Here is a 25,785-nt window from a genome sequence, read left to right on the forward strand (position 1 = left end):
ATGGGAGCTGGGGTGAGTGGTGGTTGATGTCCGTGATGAAGGTGGGGGCAAGGCAGAAATCTCGGCTGATATCACCGAAAACCCTCCGACGATTTCCGGCCAAGAATCTCGACGTCTAAACATCCGATTTGGATGGAATTGCGAGATTGCCTCTATGTTCATCACCGACTTCAGAGGTGGGTAACCACCCCTGCGATGGTGCGGGCTCACGGCATCCTAAAGAAATTCTACTAGACAAGCCGCAGGTCAGGAGCGTTGTAGGTTCGCTGCCGAAGGAGATGACCTCGCCCGTCATGTCTCGCCAGACCCGGGCGAGGTCATCACACGGCGCCCTAATGGGCACACGTCGAAAGGAACGCTGTGGAAACGCCCAACGCTCCCCTCCGCCCCGAGAATAATGACAAGCCCTTCGTCAATGCCAGCGCACTCATGGTTGGCATCGGAACCCTCCTCATGGGCGTCGGCGCCTTGATCGCAGCCATGCGGTGACTTGCATCGGGGACGTCGAGCTCGCTCATGCGAGGTGAGTGTCTAACTGCGTGACAACCGCGGCGCACAACCGCGAACAACCGTGGACGCCAGCGGACCATCAGCGCACGTAACGAGCACATCACCCCAAGGACAGCGCCCATCCCAAGTTGCTTCGGGACGAAGAGGTCGTGGGTTCAAATCCCGCCACCCCGACAGCTGAAACACCAGGTCAAGGGCCTGATCCTCTCTGAGGATCAGGCCCTTCCTGCGTCTGCGGTGATCGTTTGGGAGAAATCTGGGAGAAGATCTTGGTCGGGGTCTCCCAGACGGTCCTGCATCTCGCACCCAGCGCACATCAGCCCTCACGCCGCTGAACCTGTGCGTTCGCCAATCGGTAACCAAGGTGCCCGTAACAGGGGCGCCGGAAGATGGCCCGCGTACGCGGTATTCCCTCACTTGCAGATCCCACTTATCCTCGCGATCACGCTACCGGGGGGTGAGCATGGCTGCTGAGGCAACGAGCTGGCAGAAGGAGCAAGTCAGTCGCGCTTACGTGCATGCCTTAGCAACGCAAGGCGGGTACACCATCTGCGACTGGAACGTGGACAAGGACGGGGTCGACGTCACACTCCGTTCCCGCGGCCTCATGGTCGATATCCAGCTCAAGTGCACACAGAGCCCGCGCACTATCAGAAGCGGCTACAGCTTCGACCTGGACGTTGAGACCTACGACAAGTTACGTGACCCAGAGCGCTCAGCGCCTGGTCACCTTGCACTGCTCATAGTTCCGCCCGACATCGGCCGCTGGGTCGTCCACCAGCCGGATTCGATAGTGCTTGCTTGCCACGGCTACTGGTCCTCTCTCTACGGGATGGGACACGCCCCTGGTGGCTCCACCACCGCAATCCACCTTCCTGAGCACCAGGAGCTCACCGTGAAGGCCATGGGGACCATGTTCGATGCTGCGCGTCGCATGACCAACAGCGCTGGTCTGGGGTTGAGCTGACATGGCGGACATCACCCCAGACTTTGGCCCCGAAGAGATTCGCAGCTACCTCAAGGTCACCGGATGGGCCCCGGTATCGGGCGGGGACGTAGCCGAACTATGGAGCCTTCCAGGGCCGGCGGACGAAGTCGTCCTGGTCCCGATGAAGCCCGGCGCACCAGACTTCGCCAAGAGGGCTCGGATCCTCACCCAGGACCTGGCAAGGGTCGAGTTCGAAGACGTCCAGACAGTCCACGACGCCATCGCCACGGTCTACAACGACGTCACTGACCTCCGGGCCTCCCACCCATCAATGAGCGACGGATCGATCCCGCTGGAGTCCGGGTACGAACTCTTCGTCTCCGCCAAACGACTTCGGGTGGCCTCAGCCGCGGCAACGATCCGGCGCCAAGGGCACTTCCGGAACTTCCCGACTCGGGCGCGTGATCAGGCGCGAGAGGTTCGCCTGGGCCAGACTCGTCGCGGCTCCTACATCGTGCCCATCATCAGCCAGGCACGCTCCCCCGAGGACGTCTACTCACCCCGTCAGGATCACATCGACGTCCAGGTCGAGGAGACTCTCTTCGACCGCCGGGTGACTGCCACGATGTCTCGCGCACTAGGCGTACTTGAAGACATGGCAGGCGCTGACCACGAACCCACGCCCAGCGAGATCAATGACTCCATCGGCGAGGGGGTCTCCTACGAACTGTGTCAGGCCCTCGCCAAAGTCGTGAACACCGAGTCCGTCAGTGCGCTCGACGTGGCATTCAACTGGTCCCGCGTAGCTGCACCACCGCCCGGTACGCCAGCGCGCGTTGAGTTCAACCGCGATGCGATCGAGATCGTCGACCTGGTGTCCGAACAACTCAAGACCAAGGTCTACACGCGGGAGCACTTGATCTACGGCGTGGTCACAGACCTCAGTCGCCACCCCGATGACGACACCGGGCGCGTCGGGGTCCAAACGCTCATTCAACGCCGCAGCCGCACGGTATGGATGGACCTCGCTGACAGCGACTATCACACAGCCGTGCACTGCCACGATGCCGGAATCCCCGTCCGAGTGAGCGGCATGCTGACCAGTCCACCCGGCGGGCTCGCCCGCATGAAGGTCACCGGCTTCGGACCTGACCCATCGCTGGGAGCAGACGACTAGCAGCTCAAAACGACGAGGCGGGACTGTCCCAACGACAGTCCCGCCTCTCGCGACTTGCTAGCCGCTCTATCCCCTCGACCTCAAAAGGCGATCGAGAACACGCACTGGCGAGGTCGAGCACATGACCCGACGCGCATCGAGCGCCGCCTCCCACCGTTCGGTAAGGCCGACCGTAAGGCGCCTGCGCATGCCTGGAGTGACGTGCGCATAGCGTGCAGAGACCGAGCCGTCGATGTGGCCCATGCGCTCGTCCATGAGGACCTTCTCGGTGCCGAGGTCCTCCATCATCGTCCGGTGGGTGTGGCGGAGGCCGTGCGGCGTGAGGCCCTTCGCGATCGGGAGCCAGCAGGCGTCCGCCCGCGCAGCAGCGCCTCGGCCTCGGGCCGGGACACCGGGCCACGGCTCGCCGAGGATCGGCACCGGGCGGGCCTCCTGGGGTGCCTTCTTCGGGTACCAACCGGAGACCGCCGGGGTGAACAGCCAGGTCGCGAAGCCGTTGCGGCGCCAGTGAGCAGCGTGCTCTGACATGACGCCTCCGCGTGCGAACCCGAGCTCTGCGATGGCGAGTTCGACACGTACGCGGGTGTCCTCGCGCACACGGTCGGGGTGGTTGAGGACGTTCGAAACCGTGCCCGTGGAGACTTCGGCACGGCGGGCGACATCGACGACCTTCGCGCCCTGGTGGCCGCCGGTGCGTGCAGCGCCCTGCCCTCGGAAGACGTACGTCCTGCCGTGGCAGGGGCAGGGTGTCGGCTTCGAGCGGGCGATGTGGTTGAAGACCAGGGCCGACAGCCAGTCCGGCGAGTCGATGTCGCGATAGCTGTCGTCCTTGGGCGGGCAGCGCACCAGCTCGCCGGTATCCAGCTCGTACAGCTGCCACTCGACCCGGAAGGCATTGGGCCGGACGAACTCCATTTCCAGGCCGACGATCTCGCCCCACCGTTTGCCGGTGTATCCCTTGAGGACCACGGCGACGAACTCGTCGTCGCGGCCGGACAGCAGGGCGGCCCGCTCAGCGGTCAACAGGATGCCGAGCGCATCGGTGACGACCTTCTCCGGGCCGCGGTCACGGGAACGGCCCGCGCGCTTGCCTCGACCGCGTCGTCTGGCCGCCGGGTTGGACGTGAGCAGGCCCTCGTCGATCGCGTCCTCGAAGATCAGGTGGAGCGTCGAGCGCCAGGTCTTGACGCTGGAAGCCGCGTACGCGGCCCGCTCCTTCTTCTCCCAGGCGTCGACGTCCGTGCGCAGGATGCCTGCGAGCGCCTTGTCCTCGAAGTCGAAGAGCAGGTGCTCCTCGATGTGGCGCTTGTAGTTCTGCATCGTCGAGGCGGCCAGGTCCTGGGAGGCATACCAGCGGCTCGCATACTCGCCGAAGGTCTCCTGCCCGAGGCCCGGGTCGCGCCACTGACCGCGCCGAACGGTCACCTCTTCCGCGTCCGCGGCCTGCTTGGCCTCCCGCTTGGTGGCGAACTTGACCACGTTGCCCGCGGAATCGGCGACGGTGCCGTACTTGCCGTCCTCGATCTTGTAGCGACCACGCCAGTAGCCGCCGCGCTTCTCTGCGTACCCCACAGATTTCCCTCCCTTCCGTCGTATGGGTGCGCTAAGCCACGGTTCCGTACTGGGACTTGGCCATCCGGCGTGGCGGCCGGGCCTTGAGGCGGACGGTCGGCACATCCGTCTCGAGTTGCTGCTGGGTGCGCGGCTTCCGAATCGGGGCGCGAATGACGCCAGGGTGCTGCGGAGCCTGGGCGGGACGCTCTTCGTTCATGCGAATGATCTCGGCTAGGTGCTCGTCCGAGAAGCGGTAGGCACGGCCGACTCGGGTGAAGGGGATGAGCCGTCGGCGGGCGCGGTCCTTGACCCACCAGGTGGAGCAGCCGAGTACGGCCGCGATGTCCTCGGGGAGGTAGAGGCGCGACAGGGGGGTGTCAGCGTGCGGGCGCTGTATGCGGGCAGGGGTGGTGGCCATGTGGGGCAAGCGGGGTCCTTTCGCGGCTCGGTGGAATCGGCAGCAATTCCAACCGGGTCGGGTTCGTTCAGGGGCGGTACAGGCGGCACTGGCCGTTCTGTGGGAATTTCGAGTCCAGGACAGAATGGGCGAACTACGCATGGCCAGCAGCCGGAATCCACCCGCGTGCACTTCTTGTATTTCTGCACTCCGGGGTTTTAGGCGGTCGGCGCAAAGACTCCTCACGTAAATTGCCAGACTTCTGGCAGGGATCGGCACGGCGGGCGTCCCGGTAAGCATCAATGGTCCAGAGAATCGCCGGTTTGGGTAACCGGCGATCGTCGGCTATGTTGCGCCCGCGCTGACCGACTCCAGGGGCTCGGCGGGACCGCCGAGGAGCGCGCAGGGGGAGACGTCAAGGGCGGCGGCGATGGCGACGAGATCGTCGATGTCGCAGCGCCGGACCGTGCGTTCGATGCGGGAGAGCGCGGTGAAAGTCATGGGTCGGCCGCGCGCGGTGACCAGGGCGGCGAGCTGGCGCTGGGAGTGACCGCGTGCGGTGCGGATGCGCTCGATGGCTTGGGCGGCGGCCTGTCCGGCGGGTCCGATTTCGAGGGGGCGGGGCGGCATTGGTGTGTTGTAGCTTGCGCGCCGGTCGCTTGGGAAGCGTTTCCCTGTCTGCTGTGAGCGATGACGGTGTCGACGAATCCTGGTGGCGATTTCGTCAACCGGGATTTCGGTTCTACCGTCATGGGGTTGCCGAAAAAGTCGTGAAGGGTTTCAGAACCAAGTCTGGACTTTCGCGCACCAGGTGTGGCTGTGTTGTCCACACACCCGGCGCTGCCGGATTCCCCGCCCCGTTTTCCATATCTGGTCGCCCCTGCCGGCGACCGTCAGTGAAGGAGCCGCCCCTTGGAAGCCGACATCCCGATGCCCTCTCCCGAAGGCGCTCAACCGACCTGCCCGCAGCTCGCGATAGGTGGGTCGTCCATATCCCCGTCCGACCCCGCTTCGCTGTCCGAGGGCGAGCAGGTCTTGGCCGACCTGCGGGCGCAGTTCCGGCGCTATGTCGTACTGCCGAGCGACGACGCCCTCACGGCGGTGACACTGTGGGTGGCGGCAACCCACCTGCAGACGGCGTGGCAGCACGCCCCGCGTCTCGCGATCGTCGGCCCCGCCAAACGGTGCGGCAAGTCCCGCCTGTTGGACGTGATCACCGAGACTGTCCACGACCCGCTGATCACGGTCAACGCCTCAGCCGCCGCGGTGTTCCGGTCGATTACCGACAACCCGCCGACCCTGTTGGTCGATGAGGCCGACACCCTCTTCGGCTCCGTGAAGGTCGCGGAGAAGAACGAGGAGATGCGCGGCCTGCTCAACGCAGGTCATCAGCGCAACCGGCCCACTCTGCGGGTCTCCGGGCCCAGCCACGAAGTGTCGAAGTTCCCCACCTTCGCCATGGCCGCTCTCGCCGGGATCGGTGACCTGCCCGACACGATCATGGACCGTTCGGTCGTGGTCCGGATGCGCCGCCGTAGGCCGGGCGAGAGGGTCGCGGAATTCCGCACCGTACGGGACACCCCCATGCTGCACGCCCTGCGCGACAGGCTCGTGGGCTGGCTGGCCCCGCTCCACGCGGAAGCGATGGATCTGACGCCGACCATGCCGGTCGAGGACCGCGCGGCCGACACTTGGCAGCCGTTGATCGCCGTCGCCGACCTCGCCGGCGGCCAATGGCCACACCTCGCCCGTGCTGCCTGCCAGGCGATGACAAAGCACGAGGCCGAGCAGGACCAGGACAACAGCAGCCTCGGCATCCGCCTCCTGGGCGACATCCGCCGTGCCTTCGCCGCCGAGGGCAACCCATCGGCGCTCCGCACGAGCCGCCTCCTCGACATCCTGAACCAGGATGACGAGTCCCCTTGGCCCGGATACACCGACAAGGGCCTCACCCCGCGCGGCCTGCAGATCCTGCTAAAGGACTACACCAGCGGCGCGACCAACCGCCGCTTCCCCGGCGGCGTCCAGGCACGCGGCTTCACGCGCCTGCAGTTCGCCGACGCCTGGGCACGCTACTGCCCCGAATCCGAGCCGGATTCCACGACCGCCGCCTGACCCGCCACGACCCGTCGCGACTCGTCGCCGTGCAGGTCAGCACCGTGACGGGTCAGCTGCCCGCAACGGGTCGACTCGACATCATCACCGCTCCCGCATCTGCTCTGACCAGGCATGCGACGAGTCGCGACGGGTCCCGGCCCTCCACGGGCGCACCAGCCCTCCGTCCTCCCCTTGGAGCCATTCCGCCCTTGTCTTCGCTCACCCATGCCCCCACCTCCGTACCGGCGACGCTGGCCGCGGCGATCCGCACAGGTGTGGCGCTCCTGGCCGTGGCCGCCTTCGCGCTCTCCTACGACGCCCTGCGTCAGATGGCCGCCGCCAGCCACATCCACCCGGCTCTCACCTACGCCTTCCCTCTCGTGATCGACGGCTTCATCGCCATCGGCATCGGCGCTCTTCTCGTCCTGCGCACCGCGCCCTTGCGCCCTCGGCTGTACGTCTCCGCGCTGGTCGGTACCGCCACCGCCACCAGCATCTGGGCCAACGTGCTGCATGCCATCCGCCTCAACCAGCAAGCCCGCCGTCCAGGGCTCGCGCTCGACGACATCACCGTCGGGATCATCTCCGCCATCGCTCCCCTGGCGCTGGCCGGTGCGGTCCACCTCTACCTCCTCGTCCAACGCCGCCCCACGCACACGGAGCCGCCCGAGGCCGATCGCCACACCACGACGGACACCGGTCCAGAACGTGATGTGGCTGCCACAACGGTGGCCAAGGAGACCGTGGATCAAGTGGCTCATCCCGAGAAGCCGCCAGCCACACGTCGTGGTCGGCAACCGAGCGCCACCTTCGCCCAGGCCATCGAGATCGGTCGGACCGCTCCGCTCGGACGTGGCGGCCGTGTCTCCCGCCGCCATATCGAGAAGGCCATCCGCGACAAGGGACTGGGTGTGGGTCGCGAACGACTCGACGAGGTCAAGGAGTCCCTCCAGGCCGAACTTGACCGACCTCGCACCGACGCCCTCTAGGCCCATCTCCCACCGCGAACCGGCCGCTCGTCCCAGAACCTCCCTGGCGTGAAGGCCGGTTCGTCTGACTTCTTCAGACCCACCATCAGAAAGCTTCTCGTGCAAGAACGACACATCACCGGCCTCAACAGCGCAGCAAGTTGTCGGGTAAGGAGTCCTTACCCGACCTCCACCCCGCAGGGGGCGGAGGCATCCGGCGCCGAGGCGGCACCGGGGTCGGCCGGCCCGGGGGAGCCGGCCGAGATGGGGACCGGCAAGCCGTCGCTGCCCGCGTCGCGCAAGCCCGTGCAACGTCGCCGTCTGCGTGACAAACAGCTGCGCGATCGTCGCGTCCACCCCCGCTACAACGACGACGAGTTCACCCTCGTAAAGAACGCCGCCGCCCTGAGCCACATGGCGCTCGGTGGCTATGTGGCCGAGTGTTCGCTCGCCGCCGCCCGCTCCGACGACCCCACCGCAGCCGTCGCCGACTACCGCGCCATGATCAAGGCGCTCATGGCCGCCAACGGGCAGCTCGGCCAGATCGGCAACAACCTCAACCAGCTCACCTGGCACCTCCACAAGGACGGCGCCTGGCCCCATCCCGACACCGTCCAACGGCTTCTGGACCGCGTCGAGGCGTCGGTCGCCGAGCTGGACACCGCCATCGCTCAGGTCACCGAGGGGCGGTGAGCGGGTGATACCCAAGATCATTCTCGGCTCGGTCCCGGACGCCACACGCCGCACGATCGGCTACCTCTTCGGCAAGGGCCGCGCCAACGAACACATTGACCCGCACCTCGTGGCCTCCTGGAACGGCTTCGCCCCCGACCCCGGCCGCAGCTCCCACCGTGATCCGAAGGACGCGATGGCCCAGCTCGTCGCCCAACTCGACCAGCCCGTGAAGATGCTCGGCGACAAGGCACCCAAAGACACCGTGTGGCACTGCCCCGTCCGAGCCGCACCCGAGGACCCGATCCTCACCGACACCCAGTGGGCCGACATCGCCCGCCGCATCGTGGCCGCCGCCGGCATCGCTCCCGACGGGGACAAGGAGGGATGCCGGTGGGTGGCCGTTCGGCATGCCGACGACCACATCCATATCGCTGCCACCCTCGTCCGGCAGGACGGCCGGCGCCCTGAGCGCGGCTACGACCAGCGCGCGGTCCAGCGCGAGGCCCGCGAGATCGAAGTCGACTACGGGCTTCGGCGGCTGAAGCAGGGCGACGGAACCGGCTCCAAACGCCCGACTAGCAAGGAGCACTTCAAGGCCAAGCGCCTGGGCCAGGAGGTCGCCACCCGTGATGTCCTCCGTCTGCGGGTGCGCCGCGCGGTTGCCGCCGCAGCAGACGAGGCCGAATTCTTCGCCCTGCTGGAGGCGACGGGTGTGACCGTGCGCCTCAAGCTCGGCCCATCCGGCGACGCTCTCGGCTGCAACTTCGCCCTGCCCGAGGACACCAACGACAAGGGCGAGCCGGTGTTCTATGCGGGCTCCACCCTCTCCCCCGACCTGTCCCTACCCAAGATCCGCAAGAGCCTTGCCACCACGAGCCCTGAGCCGACCGCGGTCCGGGCGGGTGACCCGTGGCAACAAGCGACAGCCGCCGCCGAACGCATTCCCCACCACCTCTCCCGCAGCGACGAGAAGGTCGGTCAAGGCCAACTGGTCGCGCTCGGCGCAACGCTGGAGCTGCTGCCGATCACCGCGCCGCCCGCAGTGAAGGCGGAGCTCCAACAAGCCGCCCTCGCCTTCGAGCGCGCTACCCGCTCCCGCATCGCAGCCGACCTGGACAGCACCCGCGTCCTGCGTCGCGGCGTCCAAGCAATCTGGCGCGAGAGACCCCAGGACGGCGACGGATCCGGGTTCGCGATGCTCCTGGACACCGTGCTCACGGCGGTGGCGTTCGCGATGCACTGGCATCGCACGCACCGGCACGCCCAGCAAGAAGCGGCAGCCGAACAGGCCCTCGTCCACCTTCAGATCACGTACGGGCAGATCGCCGAGCCGGTCCTGGCGGGCCTCGCACAACGCGCCCCCAGCCTCCAGATGAAGCAGCGCTTCGCCCGCCACCTCCAGCAGGCGGTCCCCGATCATGCCGAGCGCATCCTGAACGACCCCGCCTGGGACGCGCTCACCACCGTGCTCGCCGAAGCAGAGGCCGCCGGGCACAACGCGGCAACCGTCCTGGACCAGGCGCTCGGCCAACGCCCCTTGGACAACGCCCACAGTCCCGCCCGTGCGCTGACCTGGCGCGTCCGCCGCCTCGGCGAGCGCCACGCTCCTGGCCCTCGCGCGCAGGCAGCCAGGGCCCGCAGCGCCGCACAACGCCCCACTGGCCCGATCCCTCCGACAGCAGCTACTCCGCCGCCGCAGGCGCCACCGGGACGGCGGCGCTGATCAGGCTGGTTCAGACAGCTCGGGAGTGAGCAGCTCCAGCGCTTCCTCCCAGCGGTAGCGATCGGCACCGCCGCCGGCCTTCGGCTTGTGGGGCTCGTACGAGCCGATCAGGACGCCCATCTCGCGCAGCACGTCGAGGCTGCGTGCGTACGCGGGGTGGGCAGCCTGGGCCGCGTTCAGGTACGGGAAGGCAGCGATCGGGATGCCCATCCCGTACGCCTCGCAGAGGATGCCCAACGCCAAGGTGTCGGAGATCCCGGACGCCCACTTGTTGATCGTGTTGAAGGTGGCCGGCGCTACCGCGATGGCATCGGCTGGCGGCAGCGGGCGCGGGTCGCCAGGCTGTCGCCAGGCCGAGCGGATCGGGTAGCCGGTCTGTGCCTCGATCGCCTCGGCGTCTATGAAGCCGAGTCCTTGCGGAGTGGCGACCACGCCTACGTCCCAGTTGGCCTCCTGGGCCGTGGTGATCAGCTTGCCGACGTCGCCAGCGATGCCGCAGGCGCACACGACGACGTACAGGAAGGGCTTCTTGGTCTGCTGGTCTGGCTGATCACTCACGCGGGGACTCCCAGTTGACGACTGAAGCGGTGCAGTTCCGGCAGCGTACGGCGGCGGTCGCGGGCGGCCATGTCGGCCACCAACTCGCGGACAGCCGGGCGGCGGATGTCCTGGGCGGCGCAGCTCTCGGCGATGCGGAGGGCCTGGTACCCGTCGGCCAGGCGTCCCTGCTGGCTGTAGGCACGGCCGGCCTCGATCCACAGGGCGGCGCGGCGCTCGGGGACGGGGATGTGCCGGCGCATGAGCGGTCGGGCGGTGTCCAGGGCGACGCCTGCGTCGCCGAAGACGACGGCCGCGCTGAGTCCGTGCAGGGCGACGTTGGTCGGGCTGAAGTTGGCCCAGGCGTCGGGACTGTCGAGCGCGACGTAGCAGGCGACTTCCTTCGCCTCGGTGAGGAAGTCACGGGTGGCCGAGCGGTCACCGCCGCTGCTGGCGGCGGTGACACCGCGCAGGAGCAGCAGTCCGAGCGCCGCGAGGTACCTCGGGGACCGCTGGTCGTACGAGCCCGTGAGCTGGTCGGCGGTGTGCCGGACGAGGGTGATGGCCTGAGCGGTGTGGCTGTCGCGGGCCAGGGCGTGGGCGTGAACGCGGACGCTGGAGGCGAGAACGACGGGGTCGCCGGAGCGTTCGGCCTCGGACATGGCGCGTCCGACCGCGAGCCAGGCATTGCCCTGGTCGCTCTGTTTGAGCAACAGGCTCGCCGAGGTCTGGTATGTCGTGGCGAGGAGACCGGACAGGTCGCTCGAGCCGGGGCTTTCGCTGATGGCCTGCCGTAGCTGCCCGATCAGAACGGGCAGCGTGCCCTCCAGTTGCGTGTAATCGCAGGTGCAGAAGAGACGTCGTACGCCTGCGACTTGGTCGCGCAGGCTCTGGAGATCCGGCACCGGTTCGGCAGTCACACGGGCTGCTCCGGGCAGCAGCGACTGGACCAGGTCCTGGTGGGCGGTGCCGGGGATGGTCGGGGCCGCGAGCGCAGCGATGCCGGCGGCGAGAACGGTACGGCGGCGCATGTCCTCTGTCTCGGGGTCGCAGGGGCTGATGTCCGAAGCGGCGGCGAGGCCGAGGCGGTGCGGAGGAATCGCCAGCACCTGCGCGACCTCGCGCAGCACGCGGACGTCCTCCGTGCCTCTGCCTCCTTCCAGGCGGCTCACCTTGGACTGGTGATAGCCCAGGGCAGAGGCGACATCCTTCTGCGAGCGCCGCTGTAATACGCGTGCTTGACGGATCACTTCACCGATCCGTCTCGCTTCACTTTGCGCTTCGGCCATCTGTGCCACGGCTCCTCCTGCCGTCGCCGATCCTGCCTGCTCAACCGAGCGTAATGGACTGGCAGTTCACCGTGATGCAGCTCCTGCATAGACGATGCAGCACCAGCACATGTCCTGGTTCGAGAGGCCCGTGCGGCGGTTGCGTGGAGTGGCCGAACCGATCCAGGAGGCCGCTCATGGAAGCGCACCACATCCGGATTTCCGTCTCCGGCTCGCCTGCCGGCGCCGCGACCGCACGCCAGCAGATCGCGGATGAGATACGGGATTGGGGAGTTTTCCTGGGGTCTGAACTCCTGGATGCGGCAGAGCTGGTGGCCTCGGAGCTGATCACGAACGCGGTTCGGCACGCACACGAAGGCCCGATCACAGCCGACGCCGACCTGCACGAGAAGGCGCTGCGGATCGCTGTGGTCGACACCAGCTCCGAGATCCCCGAAGTCTGTCTGCCGGACGCGGAGGGGGAAGACGGCCGTGGTCTGTTCCTCGTCGCCGCGCTCGCGGATCGTCACGGATTCGAACCGCTTCCTTCCGGCAAGCGCTGCTGGGCCGAGTTCGAGTTCAGCGCCCCGCCCCCAGTCCTCGCAACACACTTTCCCCAGCAGAGGAGTCAACTGTTGCCTGCCGTACGGATTCCCCCAGTCGCGGCCGAAGTGGTCGCCGTGCGACCGAGTGTTCCGCTTACCGGGGCAGTGACCGTCGACGGTTCGAAGAACGCGGCCCTGCCCCTGCTGGCCGCCGCTGCGGCGATGCACCGCCCGGTATACCTGAGCAATGTCCCGGCAAACACGGATGTCGAGACGATGCTCACCCTTCTCCAGCAGGCGGGCTGGCACGCGGCCCGTCCGGTCAGCGATCCGCACACCACGGTGATCTTGCCGAGCGACAAACCGCAGCCGGATCCGAACCCCGAGGTCGCTGCGCGCATCCGGGCTTCGTACTACCTGGTCCCGGCGCTGCTCGGTGCTTACGGACGGGCTCGCTTGCCGTGGCCGGGCGGCTGCGCCATCGGGCAGCGCGGGATGGAGCAGCACTTCAAGGTGTACGAGCGCTTCGGTGACCGCACGACCGTCGATGACCACGGCTACGTCGTCGAGGCGGCCACGGGTGAACGCGGCACGGTGTCGATCATGCTGCCCTTCCGGTCCCGCGGAGCGAGCATCGCTGCTGTCCTGCGCGCGGTCGTTGCCGGACGGCCGCTACGCCTGGGCCAACCGAATCTGTCGCCCGAAGCGCTCAGTGTCGTAGAGGCGTTGAAGACCGCCGGGTGGGAGTGCCGGATCACCGAGAGCGTCCTCACGCTCCAGCCGCCTCGGTCCGTCACCGACGACACGCTCGCGTGGAGGGTGCCCGGCGACAAGATCGAGGCCGGCACCTTGGCCTGCGCGGTCGCGGTGAGCGGGGGCAACGCACACATCGTCGGTGTCCGCAGCGACGACGTCGCGCCCCTCGTCAGCGCGCTGCGCTGGCTCGGTGTACCCGCCGAGGCGAAGGACGGCACCCTCGCCGTCCAGGCCGAGGACGCCCAGCCCACCAGCCGGCCGCTGCGAGCCATCGCCTCCCTGTCCCCCGGCGGCCTGGACGCGGACTTCGAACCTCCGCTGATGGCCCTGGCGCTCACCCTTCCCGGCACCCACCTGTTCTCCGACGACATCAATCCCGGCCGCCACGGCAACCTGCTGCCCCAGCTCGTCCGCCTCGGGGCCACGATCGACGAGCTGTCGTCCACGCAGTGCCGCTTCGCCGGGCCGCAGCAGCTGACAGGTGCCGGAGTGGAGGCCACCGACATCCGCACGGGCTCCGCCCTGCTCATCGCCGGCCTCGCCGCTCGCGGCGTGACCACTCTCGGCGGCCTCGAACAGCTCCGACGCGGCCACGCCGACCTGCCCGTCAAGCTGCACGCCTTGGGCGCCGACATCTGCGAGGTGATCCCGTGAACCGGCAGCTACGGCAGATCATCGCCACGACCGACGTCCACTCCACCTTCGGCTCGGCCATCCCGATGCTCGCCTACCTCCACACCGCCAGGCCCGACAGCCTGATCGTGGACTGCGGAGACTTCTTCGAGGGCAGCGGCTACTACCAACTCGGCAAGGGACACATCGAGCGCGAGGTCCTAACCACCCTCTACGACCTGCTAGCGCCCGGAAACCACGGCTGGCCGCACTACTTCGAGCCCCAGCTGCACCGGATGACGGTGTGCGCGAACACGACCGACGACAGCGGCAATCCGCTCTTCGACCGCGTACGCATCCGCGACATCGGCGGACGACGAGTCGCCGTCACCGCGGTGATGGGATCGCAGGCGTTCAACGCCATTCCCGTCGATCAACGCACCGGCCACCGCGTCGCCAATCCCGCCCAGGCCCTGCGCGAAGTGATGCTGGAGCACCACCACCGGGCCGACGCCTGGATGGTGCTGTCCCACTCCGGCTTCGAGGAGGACCTGAAGCTGGCCGCCGCCTGCCCGTTCGCCGACGTCATCTTCGCCGGGCACTGCCACAGCGACACCCTCGGCCCCGCACACGTCGGCGACACCCTCGTGGTCAAGGGACGCGAACTCGGCGCCGGTTACGCCGCCGCCGAATCCGTCGGCAGCGGCTGGGCCGCCCGCACCAGCACTTTCCCCGACGCCCCTACCGTTCCCGACGACCTCGCCGCCCTGCTGGCTGAGATCTCGACCATCGGACAGCAGCTGAAGAGCCCCCTCGGCACCGTGGCCGAGCCCCTCCGCAACACGCACCTGGACCGCCGCCAGCTGCTCGAAGAGATCGCCGGTCGACTGCACACCGGCCTCGGCGCTGACGCGGTCGTCCTCAACGAGACCGCACTGCGCCCCGTGCACCTCGGCACCACTCTCACCCTCGGTGACCTACTGGCCATCGAGCCCTTCGGCAACCAGCTCGTGCACGCCTTCCTCCCCGAACCTCACGCCCAGGACCACGGCAAGCTACTCGGCCTCCTCACCGACCGCGTCGGCCCTCTCGTCGTCGCCCCCGCTCCCCTGCCGTCGGCGGTCCGCACCGTACTGACCACGGACTACCTCGCCGACGGTTACCTCGGAGGGCGAACTCATCAAGCAGGCATACAACTTGGACAGGCTGTATGCCACGTCCTGACTGCCGCGCTGCCCACCTCCGCCGATCCCCAGGAAGCAGGCGAGCAATGATCCTCACCGGGCCTGAGATCAACGCCGCCGTGGCCGACGGCCGTCTGCGCATCGCCCCCTTCGCCCCGGACCAGACGAACCCCAACAGCTACAACGTCCGCCTCGGGGTCACCTTGCTGACGTACGCCTCCAGGGTGATCGACGCTCACCGCGCCAACCCCACCCGCTCCGTCCTGATCGGCAAGGACGGGTACGTCCTCCAGCCCGGAGAGCTGTACCTGGGCCACACCGTCGAGGAGGTCGGCTCGGACGTCTTCGTCCCGCTGCTGTTCGGTCGTTCGTCGGTCGGGCGGCTCGGGTTGTTCGTCGAGATCACCGCCCCTATCGGCGACATCGGGTTCCACGGTCAGTGGACGCTGATGCTCTCGCCCATCCGTCCGCTGCGGGTGTACGCGGGCATGAAGATCGGGCAGGTCATGTTCTTCGTCTCCACCGGTGACGTCGATCTGTACCGCGGCAAGTACCAGGGCGCGACAGGACCCCAGCCCTCCCGCTACTGGCGGGATACGGCCCGCATCCCGGCGGTCGCGTCATGATCCTCACGGGCCCCGCCATCGCCGCCGCCGTCAGCACGGGTGAGATCACCATCTCCCCCTACGACCCCGCACGCCTCTCGCCCAACGCCTACGACTGGCGTCTGGGCGACACCATCCGTGTCTGCGCAGGCGACCTGGACGCGGCGATGCCCACGGCTTTCACCGAGCACCCCATCACGGCCTCCGGCCTGGTCCTGAAGCCTGGCGTGCTGTATCTCGGTGCCACGTTGGAGCGGACCGGCTCGGAGACGTACGCGCAGTTACTGAATGGCGATCGCACCATCGGCGCCCTCGGCATCTGGGTCCACGTCTCAGCCCCACTCGGCCACCAAGGTCACGCCATCCGCTGGACCTTGGAGATCCGCACCGCCAGACCCGCCCGTGTCTATCCGGGAATGACCTTCGGCAAGCTCGTCTTCCTCACCTCCCTCGGTGCCCCTGCCAGCTACCAGCAGGAGCAAGCCAAGTACGCGGCCACGAATGGCATCGACATCTCCCGCCTGTACGAAGAGATCCCTCAAGGAGCGCTGTGAATCCCGCCATATGCCAGGAAGCGGGTCCGGTGGCCGCGACCTTCCTTGACCTGCCAGCCGGAAGCCCTGGCGGCAGCGTCGAACTCTTCCTCGACCTCTACACCGGAGATCAGCCGCTCATCCCCGCGCGAGCATTCATGCTGGCCCCTGCCGGGGGCAGACCTCACCTCCCCACCAACCTCGGCCTGCTGACGGCACCCGGCAAATGCTTGGAGGGTCCAGCATTCGCCCGTTACGTCGCAGCCCTACGACGCGCCTTAGTGGCCGCGGTCGACCCGGCCCAGATCGAGGTCCTTCACCTGCAGCACCTCGCCTTCGGCGCCACCCCCGCACTGCTCCGGGCCCTGCCATCCCACCCCAGGATCGCCCTCGTCCATGGCACCGACCTGATCTTCGCCGAAGCACACCGCGATCAACTCCAAGTGCTCCGCGAGACAGCGAGGGCAGCCAACGCCATCGTCGTGCCCACCAAGGCGATGGCGGACCACCTTCTGAAGCTCGCCCCGCAGACCGACCGCCGAAAGCTCGTCCACGTCCCCTGGGGCATACCCGACCACCTGCTCACCGATCCACCGTTCAGACCCGACCGAACCCCGACCAGCCATCTACGACTCTTGTACGCCGGTCGCCTGACCGCCGAGAAGGGCGTCGGGCACCTGATTACCAGCGTGTCAGCCCTTCCAGGAGTCGAACTGAGCATCGCCGCCCCCAGAGCCCAGTTCCACGCCATGGCTCCGCTCCTCAAACGGGTCGGGGTACGACCGCGATATCTCGGCTGGCTCCGACGTCCACAGCTGTGGAAAGCCTTCGCCGAGCACGACCTGCTGGTCATGCCCTCCACGACGCTGGAGGCCATGGGCCTGGTCGCGCTGGAGGCCCAAGCCTGCGGCCTGCCCGTCTTGCACCAGCCAGTACCCGGCCTCAACGAAGTCCTCGCCGCGTCCGGAGTGGCCACCGACTTCACGCACCCCGCCTCACTCGCACTCGAACTCGACCGGCTCCGAGCCGCACCTGACCTGTTCCCAGCTCTTCAGCAGGCGGGCTACGCGAACGCCGCCCGCTACCCGCTCTCGGCGACAGCAGGGACGTTGGCCGACCTCGGCCGCCAGCTCATCTGAACACGTCCACGGCCCGGTTTCGACGCGCCATTGCCCTTCCAGTTCCGCCCGCGTCACTACGCTGACGCGGCGGGACACCGATTGTGAACAGGGAGACCATGACGTACCGCACCGACCGCATCGAACAGCTCCTGAGCCAAGGCGTCCGGGACAAGGTCTATCCAGGTGCCGTATGGGCTGTCGGTGACGCCCATGGCACCCACGCTCAAGGCGCCGTCGGAGTCCTCGACCCTGCCGAGCCGGACGTGCCGATGCGACTCGACACCGCCTTCGACGCCGCCAGCCTCACCAAGATCCTCGCCGTCTGGGCCTCGATCGGGACCCTGTGGGAAGAAGGAAAGCTCGACCTTGACATCCCGCTCGGGACCTTCTGGCCCGAGGCCGACGGACACCCGCTGGAAGCCGCGACCGCTCGCAACCTCCTGACCCACACCGCCGGTCTACCGCTACGAGCCCAGCTCAAGAACCTCTACGGCACCGACCCCCAGGACGTCCGCGACGGAGTCCTGCACGAGGCCCTGCACCGGCCGCCGGGCGAGGCCGTCGAGTACACCGACCGGGCCGCCCTCATCCTCGGATACCTGGCCGAGCACCTCTCCGGACAACGGCTCGACCAGCTGGCCACGCAACGGACCTGGCAGCCGCTGGGCATGCACAACACACGCTTCGGCCCACTGCCCACCGAGGTCGCCGCACGCTGCGCACCGACGGAACTCGACCAGGACACCGGGACCCACCTCAAGGGCGTCGCCCATGACTTCTCCGCCCGGCTCCTGGGCGGGATGTGCGGCATCGCCGGTGCCTTCACGACCCTTGACGACCTCGGAACCTTCCTGCGCCACATGCTCGCCTCCTCTCCGGACGGAGGCGGGTTCGGCTCCGCCTGGACCGCGGATTCGCTGACCATCCAGACCGGTGGCCTGGAGCCGGTACGCGGCCTGTTCTGGCACCCGGCCCCCGGCAGCGTCTCCGACGACGACATCTGGGTCCACTACGGCTTCACCGGGACCGGCATGTGGATCTCGCCTCGGCAAGGTCGATGGGCGGCGCTCTTGACCAACAAGCTCTACTACACACGCGATCGGCAACCCCTCACTGATGTCCGCAACGCCTTCAGGGCGCTTGCCTTCGCCTGATGCAAGCAGTTTCTGCCGGCTTGCGCGGTGGGTAGGGGTTCCTTTAAACGTGTGGCTAGCCCGCGGTGAGATCGCCGGAGAGGCTGATCTCGATGGGGCGCTTCAGCTTGCTGCCGTATTTCCAGTCCAGGACGCCGTCGTGCTGGAGGCGTCCGACGACGATGCCCGGGGCGATGCCAGCCTGGCGGGCGAAGGCTGTGATGTTGGTGAAGGGCATGGGGCGCTGGGCAAGTTGCTTGTAGGTGGCCGCGTGCTCGGGCGGGATGAGGGTTTCCCTGGCGAAGGCGTCTGCCTCATCCTCGCTGCGGTCTCCCTCGGGGGTCGTGTCGTCGTCACGGCTTGTGTTGTCGATGAAAGTGAGGCGTTTGCCGTGCAGGAGGACATGGCCGAGCTCGTGGAAGACGGTGAACCAGAAGTGGTCGTCCTTCTTGAACCGGCCGCTGAGGGCGACTCCGACCTTTTCCGGGGTGAGCCATCGGGTGACGCCGGAGACGCGACTGTTGGGGGGCGCGGCAACGAACACCACCGCGACGCCGGCTCGAGCGCATAGGCGCGGGATTTCGGTGCGCCAGACGGCGGGTTCCTTGACGGTCAGGGCGCGCAGCTGGGGAAGTAGCTCAAGCAGGGCCGCGCGGTCGTAGGGTGCGCAGGGGATTTCGCGTGCTCTGAGTTCGGCCTGGCGCAGCCAGACGGCGGTGGCGTAGTCGTCCGGCGTGAGGACGGTGGAACGCCGGAAGGCAGCCCGGTAGCTGCCCCACACGTTCTCTGCAACCTCGGGGTCGGCGACCCCGAAGAACGCCAGCAGATGCTCGAGATTGTCCACCGTGCGCTTTTTGGTCGGCAGAATGCCCCGCTTGACCAACTCCTGCAGGGAGAAGCGGTCAAGCCAGTCGAGGCGGTGGCTGAGGGCTTCACGGCTCTGGGTACGGCTGACATGGGTGCGCCAGGCGGCCTCCATCTGGTTCCACAGCGAAGCCGGGATTCCGACGGCCCGCTCCAGCAGAAGGGCACTCTCGGGGGTGAGGACAGCGCTGCCCTGGACGATCTGGTTGACGTGCTTGGTCGACAGCCCGGTGCGGCGGGCAAGGTCAGCCTGGGGGATACCAAGGGCGTCGAGCTGTTCTTTCAGCGTGTCGCCCGGTGGCAGGGCTTCATCCGGCGCGAACGGGTGCTGGGCGGAGGGCGGAGTCACGTGAGTGCCTCTCGGTCGGCGAGGCTGCGGGGCGGGCCTGGTGGCAGGGTCAGGGGCGGTGGATCGCTGCAACGATCACAGCGCGTACGGCGTGCTCGTTGAGGGTGCCGTCGTCGAGGGTGCTGGGCGGGTCGTCGCGCGGGCGGACCACGAGATCGCCGTGATCACCGAGCGACACCAGCAGAGTGAAGCAGTCCCCGTTGACTGCGGGCCGCAGCCGCGCGGCCGCAACGTGGCGCAGGTCGGCCAGATGGTGGGCGGCCACCATCTGGCCAAGACGCCGGAGCAGGGTGGTCGCCCCGTCGGGGCCTAAACGGTCCCTGCGGGCAGGGCCGCTGTTGCAGACACGAGCGAGCTCGGCGTCCTCAAAGACGATCTCCACCAGCGACCTCAGAATCCTCTTCCGTGTACCTACTGCTTCCATGCTATCCTCCTGATCAAGGATCGCGAGATTTCATGCACCTACTGGGTAAATGAAACTTGAGAGTAGCGTGTGGCCTGTGCTGCTGCAGGCCACCGCAGAAGATCGGAAGGACAGCTCATGGCAGGCAAGAGCAGCGCATCCAACGGCAAGCGGGGCCGCAGCGCCATCACGGGCCGGTTCGTGAAGCAGGCCACCGTGAAGCGGCACCCGAAGACAACGACCAATGAAAGCGCCGGCAAGGGCGGCAGGAAGAAGTAGGCCCCCAGCCCCTCGCGACGGACCTCGCATTGTCAGTGGTGTGAGGCAATCGCAGCAGGCCCATGCAGTCACCACCAGAACCGGAGGGCCCGATGGCTCACCTCAAGCAGCAGTTCAAAGATGCGCTGAGCTCCATCGAGCCCGGCGACGACAAGACCAACGCACCAGAGGCACATCGCCTCGTCCGTGACGCCCTCGAGGCTGACTCCAAGCTCGCCGAGTACGGCGTCAGCCCGATCTTGATCGGCTCCTACAAGCGCAACGTGTCGATCCGCAGGATCAAGGACGTCGACGTGTTCGTGCGCCTGCCCGATGTTCCGAGCGACGTCACATCGAAGGACATCCTCGACAGGTTCTTCAAGGTCCTGCATGCGGATTTCGCCACGGACGCCGACGGGCACCGGCGCACCAAGCGCCAGGACCGGAGCCTGCAGGTCTCCTTCCCGGAGTACGACCTCTACGTCGACGCGGTGCCCGCCCGCCCCTATGGCGACGGAACCTGGGAGATCCCCCAGAAGGGCGAAGAGAACGAGTGGGTGCGCACCAACCCCGACGGGCTGACGGACCTCTCGAGCACGATGAACGCGGACCACGACGAGTACTACGTACCGACCGTCAAACTGCTTCGCCAGACTCATCGCGCCCTGCTCGGCACGAAGAAGCCCGGCGGATTCTTCATCGAAATGGCCGCCTACCAGGCGTTCGCCTCAGGCGCAGTCTCGGGCAACGACCAGGCGGAGTACTACGTCTCCGCTCTCCGGGAGGTCAGCAAGATCATAGAAAACTTCGTGACCTACGGCATCGCGGTGACCGACCCGACCCTGCCCGGACACACCATCCACATCCGCGCGACCGACGATGAACTGGACACCGCACGTACGCGGTTCACCGACGCCGCGACGTCGGCAGAGGCTGCGCTCGCCGAGGAGGACGCGGGCAAGGCCGCGCTGGCGTTCCGGAAGCTGCTGGGAAAGAACGGCGATGGAGATACAGTCTTCCCCACGCTCCTCCCCGGCTTTAACGAGGACGGCAGTAAGAAGGCATCCGCGATCTCGCCCGGCGCTCGCGTCGTTCCTGCCGGCAAGAGGACCTTCGGGTGACCTCTGTCGGCTTCGACGAGTACGTCGCCTACGCACGGCTGCTCTTCGAGGAGGGCTTGATCCACGCTGGGTTCCACGAGGTGGAAGCAGGGTGGGAAGGACCGGTCCCGCACTCGGCAGGCACGACCCGTGTCGTGATCGACCTGCCGCCCAGTTTCCCGTTTCGGCCGCCGAGGGCGGTGCCAGTCGATCACGACGCGGTGCCCTGGTCCTGGCACCGCGACCTAGACGGCGCGCTGTGCCTGGTTGCTGAAGAAGATCACGACGGATTGTGGTGGACGGAGGCACCGGCGTTCCTCGAACACGTCACAGCATGGTTCGAGCACGCGGACACCGGATGGACGGACGATCGGCCCGACCTCGACCGGTACTTCCATCAGTCCGCGGACCGGCGCCTCTACCTCTACGACGACCTCGGCCAGTACCTCAACCGCTCCGTCCGCTTCAGCCCGGCCAGCAACAACACGATGCGGATCAGGCACGGCATCCGTCCCAGGAAGGCCCTCAAGCACAGCAAGGACCGCTTTGGGTTCGTGGCCGATCTCGGCGAGGTCGACGTGCCGCCGCAAACCTGGGCAGACATCTGTGCCCGGCTCGGCTCGAACGCGGATCTGGACCGCAGAATTCGCCAGCAGTCGGTCGCGGTCGTCGTGCTGGTTTACCGACGAGGCACCCACGAGGGCGCGATCGTGCTGGACGTAACGCCCACGAAGGAGGGCGGCACGGCCGTCACACGTCTGCGCTCGGGCGCAGACACCGAGGCCGCCCGGTCCGCTCGCGCAGGCGTCCTCGCTGCCGAACTGCGTGAATCCAAGGTTGCCGTGGTCGGCGTCGGCGCTTTGGGCTCGTTCATCGCCGACATGCTGGTGCGCTCCGGTGTCCGTCACCTCACTCTCATCGACAACGATGTGGTAATGCCGGGAAACCTCGTCCGCCACCTCGTCGGCCCCGACGCAGTCGGACTGCCAAAAGCCGAAGCAGTCAAGCGACACCTCGTCAGGCACAACGAGGCGCCGGCCACAGGCATCGACACCATCGATAGCGCCCTTACCTCGGGTGCCGACGCGGACGACCATTTGCGGAACCACGACCTCGTCGTGAACGCCACTGCCGATTTCGCCACCACCGCACTCCTGCATGTAAGCGCCCTGGCACTGGGCACACGGGTCCTGTCTGCGGCGCTTCAAAACGACGGCAGGACCTATCGCATCGACGTACTGCCACCGATCGACGCCGCAGCACCGCTGCCGCCTTCGACGACCAGAGCCGACACCGAGACACCGCAACTGTTCGAAGCAGGCTGCGGAAGCCCGATCTCCCCAACGCCGCCCCACGCGGTGATCGAAGCAGCAGCGGCAACCGTCCGCCACGCCCTCGGACTCCTCGTGGACCGCCCCCTCCATCCTGCAGGGGAGACGCGCCACCTCCACTCCGCACCACAAGGGAGCCACCACCAGTGACCCGGCCGGCACCACGGATCGAGCTGCGCCAGGCGGCATACGAGGTCATCGCGTCCGCGACCGCGCAGCAGCTGCCGCGGGAAACGGGTGGCATCCTCCTCGGCTATCAGGAAGACGCCAACGTCGTTGTCACCCATGCCCTCATGGTCAACGGACAAGGAGCGTCCACCCACAGGTACGTGCGCGATGACATCAAGGCGAACACGCTCCTCGCAGGGTTCCTGGCCGAGCGATCGGACGACGATCCAACCGGCTACGTCGGCGAGTGGCACAGCCATCCCGCACCGTCCGGACCGAGCCCGACGGACCTTGCCGCGATGCGGGCAATGGCCCGGGAACACGACGGCCCGATCGCACTCATCGTTTACGCTCCCGGCGGGACGGACCCCTTCTCCGGACTGACCACCCGGCGCCAACGATGGGGACGCGTCACCAGCAAGGCAGCAACGGTCCTTCCGCCACCACAGAGATTCAAGGCGCTGGGGCCGCTGCCCAAGGGCGCAGTCCGGCCTGACGGCGCGGTGTTCATCTCCTACCGGCAGTCTGACGGGTCCCCGCAGGCCGAGTCGATCGAGAATCTGCTCAGGGCGGCCGGTCTCGTCGTGTGGAGAGACCATACCGACCTACGCGCGGGCACAACGACCGCTCGCCTCGAACAAGCCCTGACTCAAGGGCTTTCAGCAGCCGTGCTCGTCGTGACACCGGACATCGTCCACAGCGACATCGTCCGAGAACGCGAGCTGCCTCGGCTACTCCAACTGGACGAGGACCCCGCCTTCAGCCTGTGCATCGCGAACAAGACCGCCAGATCAGGAAGCGATACGCGGTGCGACTACGACGCACCGGACCGACTCCTAAGACTCGCTCCCTCCCGGACCCTCGCCGACAAGAAGCAAAGCAACACGCTCCGGCCGTCGGGCGAGAGCGAGATCGTGCGCGACCTGCTGATGCACCGAGTCGAACAACGCAAGCCCGCCATTCACAGCCAGAACCGCGCCTTCACGATCCGAGTCCAGACCCGCCCCGCGCCCTTCGCTATGGACGCGGGCGAGGACGACCTGCACATCCGCATCAGGGCCGCCAGCGACGGGCGTCTGCCGTTGCGAGAGGGACTTCAACTCCTGCAGACCACACTGCCTCTGACCAGCGACGCCGTCTATGCAGCCAGCACGCAAACCGTACGCGTCTTTGGCGGAGCTCACCTGTCGGTAGCCCTGGCCTTGGGAGCCGCCCTGCCCGAGACCAAGATCGGCAATGTCGAGGTGGTCGACACCCGCGGCGCTCAGTGGACGTCTGCAGAAAGTGGTGACGACCCACTGACCAGCGAACTTCATACGCAACCAATTGACCTCGAACAAGCGCAGACACCCGACAGTCACGACCGCATCGCGATCTTCCTCAGCCTGACTGCCAATCCAGATCGGACCGCATTCGAGCAGCTTCTGCACGGGTCCAGCGACGGCTTCGCCGCGGCCGCCGTGATCTCCGTTGCTGGCGAAGACCGACTCGACCCGCGCGAGGCCGCACGCCTCAGCACGGCCGCCGCGCAACAGATCAAAGCGCTTGCCGCACACAGCGGACGTGCGGAGGTGCATCTCGCTTTCCACGGCCCCTACACGATGGCTCTACTCGTAGGGCGATACCTCAACACACTGCGCACCGTCGTGTATGAGTGGGACGATGCGACCCCTGGGAGGCCCCGCTACACCCCAGCTCTTGTGCTCGAGCCAGGTGTCACCGGCGGACCGATCACCGAGGTCCTGCTCAGCCAATAGGCGTGGCGATGCACGTGCAGCGTGCCAGCCGGTCTTACTCCGCCTGGCTGGAGCTGAAGCAGTGCGCCACGGGAATGTTGCTGAGCCAGGCGGTGATCCGGACGAGGTTGGTCGCGGCCCCGGTGAGCTGATGCTGGAGGCTGGTCTTGGCCACGCCGCAGTAGCGGGATTTACGCAGACCAGGTGCCAGGACGGCCGTCGAACTGAACGCTGCCGTTCGATCCTCGAAGCCGATACCCCCGCATGCCATTGACCTGGTCATCGAGGAGCGCCTCGTCCAACTCGGTCTCCGAGCCGAGACGTATGCCGTCACGTGCGTAGCGCGCTGGTCCGAGCCGTCGATGTGACCCATGCGCTCGACCATGAGGGCCTTCTCAGCGCCGAGGTCCTCCATCATCGTGCGGTGAGTGTGTGGCGTAGGCCGTGGGGTGTGAGGCCCCTGGCGATCGGGCGCCAGCAGGCGCCGGCCCGCTGACTTGCGCCGCGCCCGCGTGACATGATGCCGGGCCACGGCTCACCGAGGATCGACACCGGTCGGGCCTCCTGCGGTGCCTTCTTCGGATACCAGCCGGAGACCGCCGGGGTGAACAGCCAGGTGCTGAAGCCGTTCCTGCGCCAGTGGGCCGCGTGATCGGTGGTCGTGCCGCCCCGCACGAAACCGAGGTCGGCGATCGCCTGCTCGACGCGGACGCGGGTGTCCTCCCGCACACGAGGGCGCCAGCTTCGTGCGGGCGACGTGGTTGAAGATCAGGGTGGACAGCCAGTCCATCGAGTCGATGGTGCGGTGGCTGTCGTCCTTGGGCGGGCAGCGCACCAGTGCGCCGGTGTCCACCGACCTTGGCAAGCCGAGGATCGCCTGGGACGACGAGGCCACCCGCGCTGGTCGCCGACGCCCTCAACCTGCTCGGGCACCCGCCCGAACAGGAACTGGGCGAGAGGGCGGCGAACGCGGTGGGCCTTCTGGCCTGTTCAGGGGCCAGGACGCGGAAGGTCTTCGTCAGACCGAGTCATCGGATCGATCCGCCAAGCCGGTGGCCTCAGAGGGGATCAGCCTGACGCACCCACAGTGGGACGTACCCGGTGAAGGCACAGCCTGCCTGTCAGTGCTGAGCCATATCGTCGTTTCCCCGGACTCTGACGGTCGAGACAGATTGAGGACGAACACCGCCATGCTGGCTGACGAAACACACTTCGCCGACCATAGCGAAGGTGCTCGATGATCCCCCGTGGAC

24 protein-coding genes and 2 pseudogenes are annotated in these 25,785 nt (G+C 67.4%); 17 read left to right on the forward strand and 9 right to left on the reverse strand.

Annotated features, from left to right (window positions below):
• Positions 1–973: 973 nt before the first annotated feature.
• Positions 974–1,477, forward strand: a complete 504-nt coding sequence (locus ACFVXC_RS06705; protein WP_389902169.1) for a DUF4365 domain-containing protein — start codon at positions 974–976, stop codon at positions 1,475–1,477.
• A gap of 1 nt (position 1,478) precedes the next feature.
• Positions 1,479–2,615, forward strand: coding sequence for a hypothetical protein (locus ACFVXC_RS06710; RefSeq protein ID WP_362374542.1), 1,137 nt, complete (start codon positions 1,479–1,481; stop codon positions 2,613–2,615).
• A gap of 66 nt (positions 2,616–2,681) precedes the next feature.
• Here ACFVXC_RS06710 and ACFVXC_RS06715 read toward each other — a convergent pair whose 3' ends face one another.
• From ACFVXC_RS06715 to ACFVXC_RS06725, 3 genes are all read right to left on the reverse strand, one after another.
• On the reverse strand, positions 2,682–4,187 hold the full coding sequence (locus ACFVXC_RS06715; protein ID WP_389902170.1) for a LacI family DNA-binding transcriptional regulator: 1,506 nt from the start codon (positions 4,185–4,187) through the stop codon (positions 2,682–2,684).
• Positions 4,188–4,218: 31 nt separating this feature from the next.
• Positions 4,219–4,587 carry a DNA-binding protein gene (locus ACFVXC_RS06720; RefSeq protein ID WP_389902172.1) on the reverse strand — a complete coding sequence of 123 codons (369 nt, stop codon included), beginning with the start codon at positions 4,585–4,587 and terminating at the stop codon, positions 4,219–4,221.
• A 324-nt stretch (positions 4,588–4,911) separates the two neighbouring features.
• Entirely contained in the window at positions 4,912–5,196 is a 285-nt protein-coding gene (locus ACFVXC_RS06725; RefSeq protein ID WP_389902175.1) for a helix-turn-helix domain-containing protein, read from the reverse strand.
• Between the two features lie 300 nt (positions 5,197–5,496).
• On the opposite strand from ACFVXC_RS06725, the gene ACFVXC_RS06730 reads away from it, so the two are divergent.
• The 4 genes from ACFVXC_RS06730 to ACFVXC_RS06745 all read left to right on the forward strand — a co-directional run bounded on the left by ACFVXC_RS06730 (position 5,497) and on the right by ACFVXC_RS06745 (position 10,029).
• Positions 5,497–6,681 (forward strand): DUF3631 domain-containing protein, encoded by a 1,185-nt coding sequence (locus tag ACFVXC_RS06730; RefSeq protein WP_389902995.1) that lies wholly within the window; start codon positions 5,497–5,499, stop codon positions 6,679–6,681.
• A gap of 191 nt (positions 6,682–6,872) precedes the next feature.
• Positions 6,873–7,652: a DUF2637 domain-containing protein gene (locus ACFVXC_RS06735; RefSeq protein WP_389902177.1), complete on the forward strand. Its 780-nt coding sequence runs from the start codon at positions 6,873–6,875 to the stop codon at positions 7,650–7,652.
• A 243-nt stretch (positions 7,653–7,895) separates the two neighbouring features.
• On the forward strand, positions 7,896–8,324 hold the full coding sequence (locus ACFVXC_RS06740) for a plasmid mobilization protein (protein ID WP_389902180.1): 429 nt from the start codon (positions 7,896–7,898) through the stop codon (positions 8,322–8,324).
• A 4-nt stretch (positions 8,325–8,328) separates the two neighbouring features.
• Entirely contained in the window at positions 8,329–10,029 is a 1,701-nt protein-coding gene (locus ACFVXC_RS06745) for a mobilization protein (protein ID WP_389902182.1), read from the forward strand.
• On the opposite strand, the gene ACFVXC_RS06750 is transcribed toward ACFVXC_RS06745, so the two are convergent.
• Entirely contained in the window at positions 10,030–10,587 is a 558-nt protein-coding gene (locus ACFVXC_RS06750; protein WP_389902183.1) for a flavoprotein, read from the reverse strand. It abuts the gene before it with no gap.
• Positions 10,584–11,855 (reverse strand): helix-turn-helix domain-containing protein, encoded by a 1,272-nt coding sequence (locus ACFVXC_RS06755; protein WP_389902186.1) that lies wholly within the window; start codon positions 11,853–11,855, stop codon positions 10,584–10,586. Before ACFVXC_RS06755 ends, ACFVXC_RS06750 begins: the two co-directional genes overlap by 4 nt.
• Before the next feature lie 176 nt (positions 11,856–12,031).
• Between ACFVXC_RS06755 and ACFVXC_RS06760 the strand changes: the two are divergent.
• From ACFVXC_RS06760 to ACFVXC_RS06790, 7 genes and pseudogenes are all read left to right on the forward strand, one after another.
• Positions 12,032–12,361 (forward strand): annotated as a pseudogene (locus tag ACFVXC_RS06760) (ATP-binding protein); the annotation flags it as partial.
• Positions 12,362–12,505: 144 nt separating this feature from the next.
• Positions 12,506–13,789 carry a UDP-N-acetylglucosamine 1-carboxyvinyltransferase gene (locus ACFVXC_RS06765; protein WP_389902997.1) on the forward strand — a complete coding sequence of 428 codons (1,284 nt, stop codon included), beginning with the start codon at positions 12,506–12,508 and terminating at the stop codon, positions 13,787–13,789.
• Positions 13,786–15,021: a bifunctional metallophosphatase/5'-nucleotidase gene (locus tag ACFVXC_RS06770; protein ID WP_389902188.1), complete on the forward strand. Its 1,236-nt coding sequence runs from the start codon at positions 13,786–13,788 to the stop codon at positions 15,019–15,021. The genes ACFVXC_RS06765 and ACFVXC_RS06770 overlap by 4 nt, the downstream gene beginning before the upstream one ends.
• Positions 15,018–15,557 carry a dCTP deaminase gene (gene dcd, locus ACFVXC_RS06775; protein WP_389902190.1) on the forward strand — a complete coding sequence of 180 codons (540 nt, stop codon included), beginning with the start codon at positions 15,018–15,020 and terminating at the stop codon, positions 15,555–15,557. The genes ACFVXC_RS06770 and dcd overlap by 4 nt, the downstream gene beginning before the upstream one ends.
• Positions 15,554–16,090 carry a deoxycytidine triphosphate deaminase gene (locus ACFVXC_RS06780; RefSeq protein WP_389902192.1) on the forward strand — a complete coding sequence of 179 codons (537 nt, stop codon included), beginning with the start codon at positions 15,554–15,556 and terminating at the stop codon, positions 16,088–16,090. Before dcd ends, ACFVXC_RS06780 begins: the two co-directional genes overlap by 4 nt.
• Entirely contained in the window at positions 16,087–17,208 is a 1,122-nt protein-coding gene (locus ACFVXC_RS06785) for a glycosyltransferase family 4 protein (RefSeq protein ID WP_389902194.1), read from the forward strand. Before ACFVXC_RS06780 ends, ACFVXC_RS06785 begins: the two co-directional genes overlap by 4 nt.
• Positions 17,209–17,306: 98 nt before the next feature.
• Positions 17,307–18,344, forward strand: coding sequence for a serine hydrolase domain-containing protein (locus tag ACFVXC_RS06790; RefSeq protein ID WP_389902197.1), 1,038 nt, complete (start codon positions 17,307–17,309; stop codon positions 18,342–18,344).
• Positions 18,345–18,399: 55 nt separating this feature from the next.
• Here the strand turns inward: ACFVXC_RS06790 and ACFVXC_RS06795 are convergent, their stop codons facing one another.
• A complete protein-coding gene (locus tag ACFVXC_RS06795) occupies positions 18,400–19,536 on the reverse strand; it encodes an ImmA/IrrE family metallo-endopeptidase (protein ID WP_389902200.1) in 1,137 nt (378 codons plus the stop codon).
• 49 nt (positions 19,537–19,585) lie between these two features.
• Positions 19,586–19,960 (reverse strand): hypothetical protein, encoded by a 375-nt coding sequence (locus ACFVXC_RS06800; RefSeq protein WP_389902203.1) that lies wholly within the window; start codon positions 19,958–19,960, stop codon positions 19,586–19,588.
• 117 nt (positions 19,961–20,077) lie between these two features.
• Between ACFVXC_RS06800 and ACFVXC_RS06805 the strand changes: the two genes are divergently transcribed.
• The 4 genes from ACFVXC_RS06805 to ACFVXC_RS06820 all read left to right on the forward strand — a co-directional run bounded on the left by ACFVXC_RS06805 (position 20,078) and on the right by ACFVXC_RS06820 (position 24,553).
• Positions 20,078–20,218: a hypothetical protein gene (locus ACFVXC_RS06805; RefSeq protein WP_165951458.1), complete on the forward strand. Its 141-nt coding sequence runs from the start codon at positions 20,078–20,080 to the stop codon at positions 20,216–20,218.
• A gap of 92 nt (positions 20,219–20,310) precedes the next feature.
• Positions 20,311–21,318: a nucleotidyltransferase gene (locus tag ACFVXC_RS06810; protein WP_389902204.1), complete on the forward strand. Its 1,008-nt coding sequence runs from the start codon at positions 20,311–20,313 to the stop codon at positions 21,316–21,318.
• The gene (locus tag ACFVXC_RS06815; protein ID WP_389902205.1) at positions 21,315–22,778 is read left to right on the forward strand and encodes a ThiF family adenylyltransferase; all 1,464 of its coding nucleotides are present in this window, start codon (positions 21,315–21,317) and stop codon (positions 22,776–22,778) included. The genes ACFVXC_RS06810 and ACFVXC_RS06815 overlap by 4 nt, the downstream gene beginning before the upstream one ends.
• Positions 22,775–24,553, forward strand: a complete 1,779-nt coding sequence (locus tag ACFVXC_RS06820) for an SAVED domain-containing protein (RefSeq protein ID WP_389902208.1) — start codon at positions 22,775–22,777, stop codon at positions 24,551–24,553. Before ACFVXC_RS06815 ends, ACFVXC_RS06820 begins: the two co-directional genes overlap by 4 nt.
• 34 nt (positions 24,554–24,587) lie before the next feature.
• Here ACFVXC_RS06820 and ACFVXC_RS06825 read toward each other — a convergent pair whose 3' ends face one another.
• Positions 24,588–24,815 carry a hypothetical protein gene (locus ACFVXC_RS06825; RefSeq protein ID WP_389903055.1) on the reverse strand — a complete coding sequence of 76 codons (228 nt, stop codon included), beginning with the start codon at positions 24,813–24,815 and terminating at the stop codon, positions 24,588–24,590.
• Between the two features lie 45 nt (positions 24,816–24,860).
• Positions 24,861–25,385 (reverse strand): annotated as a pseudogene (locus ACFVXC_RS06830) (LacI family transcriptional regulator); the annotation flags it as partial.
• Between the last annotated feature and the right edge of the window lie 400 nt (positions 25,386–25,785).

This window comes from Streptomyces sp. NPDC058257 (genome assembly GCF_042881845.1).
Taxonomy (GTDB): Bacteria; Actinomycetota; Actinomycetes; order Streptomycetales; family Streptomycetaceae; genus Streptomyces.

Bases quoted from the DNA above. Each gene is read 5' to 3' on its own strand.
- ACFVXC_RS06755 (WP_389902186.1), bottom strand. From the start codon at position 11,855: ATGGCCGAAGCGCAAAGTGAAGCGAGACGGATCGGTGAAGTGATCCGT.
- ACFVXC_RS06730 (WP_389902995.1), top strand. From the start codon at position 5,497: ATGCCCTCTCCCGAAGGCGCTCAACCGACCTGCCCGCAGCTCGCGATA.
- ACFVXC_RS06810 (WP_389902204.1), top strand. From the start codon at position 20,311: ATGGCTCACCTCAAGCAGCAGTTCAAAGATGCGCTGAGCTCCATCGAG.
- dcd (WP_389902190.1), top strand. From the start codon at position 15,018: ATGATCCTCACCGGGCCTGAGATCAACGCCGCCGTGGCCGACGGCCGT.
- ACFVXC_RS06725 (WP_389902175.1), bottom strand. From the start codon at position 5,196: ATGCCGCCCCGCCCCCTCGAAATCGGACCCGCCGGACAGGCCGCCGCC.
- ACFVXC_RS06780 (WP_389902192.1), top strand. From the start codon at position 15,554: ATGATCCTCACGGGCCCCGCCATCGCCGCCGCCGTCAGCACGGGTGAG.
- ACFVXC_RS06790 (WP_389902197.1), top strand. From the start codon at position 17,307: ATGACGTACCGCACCGACCGCATCGAACAGCTCCTGAGCCAAGGCGTC.
- ACFVXC_RS06705 (WP_389902169.1), top strand. From the start codon at position 974: ATGGCTGCTGAGGCAACGAGCTGGCAGAAGGAGCAAGTCAGTCGCGCT.
- ACFVXC_RS06740 (WP_389902180.1), top strand. From the start codon at position 7,896: ATGGGGACCGGCAAGCCGTCGCTGCCCGCGTCGCGCAAGCCCGTGCAA.
- ACFVXC_RS06805 (WP_165951458.1), top strand. From the start codon at position 20,078: ATGGCAGGCAAGAGCAGCGCATCCAACGGCAAGCGGGGCCGCAGCGCC.
- ACFVXC_RS06825 (WP_389903055.1), bottom strand. From the start codon at position 24,815: ATGACCAGGTCAATGGCATGCGGGGGTATCGGCTTCGAGGATCGAACG.
- ACFVXC_RS06720 (WP_389902172.1), bottom strand. From the start codon at position 4,587: ATGGCCACCACCCCTGCCCGCATACAGCGCCCGCACGCTGACACCCCC.
- ACFVXC_RS06710 (WP_362374542.1), top strand. From the start codon at position 1,479: ATGGCGGACATCACCCCAGACTTTGGCCCCGAAGAGATTCGCAGCTAC.
- ACFVXC_RS06800 (WP_389902203.1), bottom strand. From the start codon at position 19,960: ATGGAAGCAGTAGGTACACGGAAGAGGATTCTGAGGTCGCTGGTGGAG.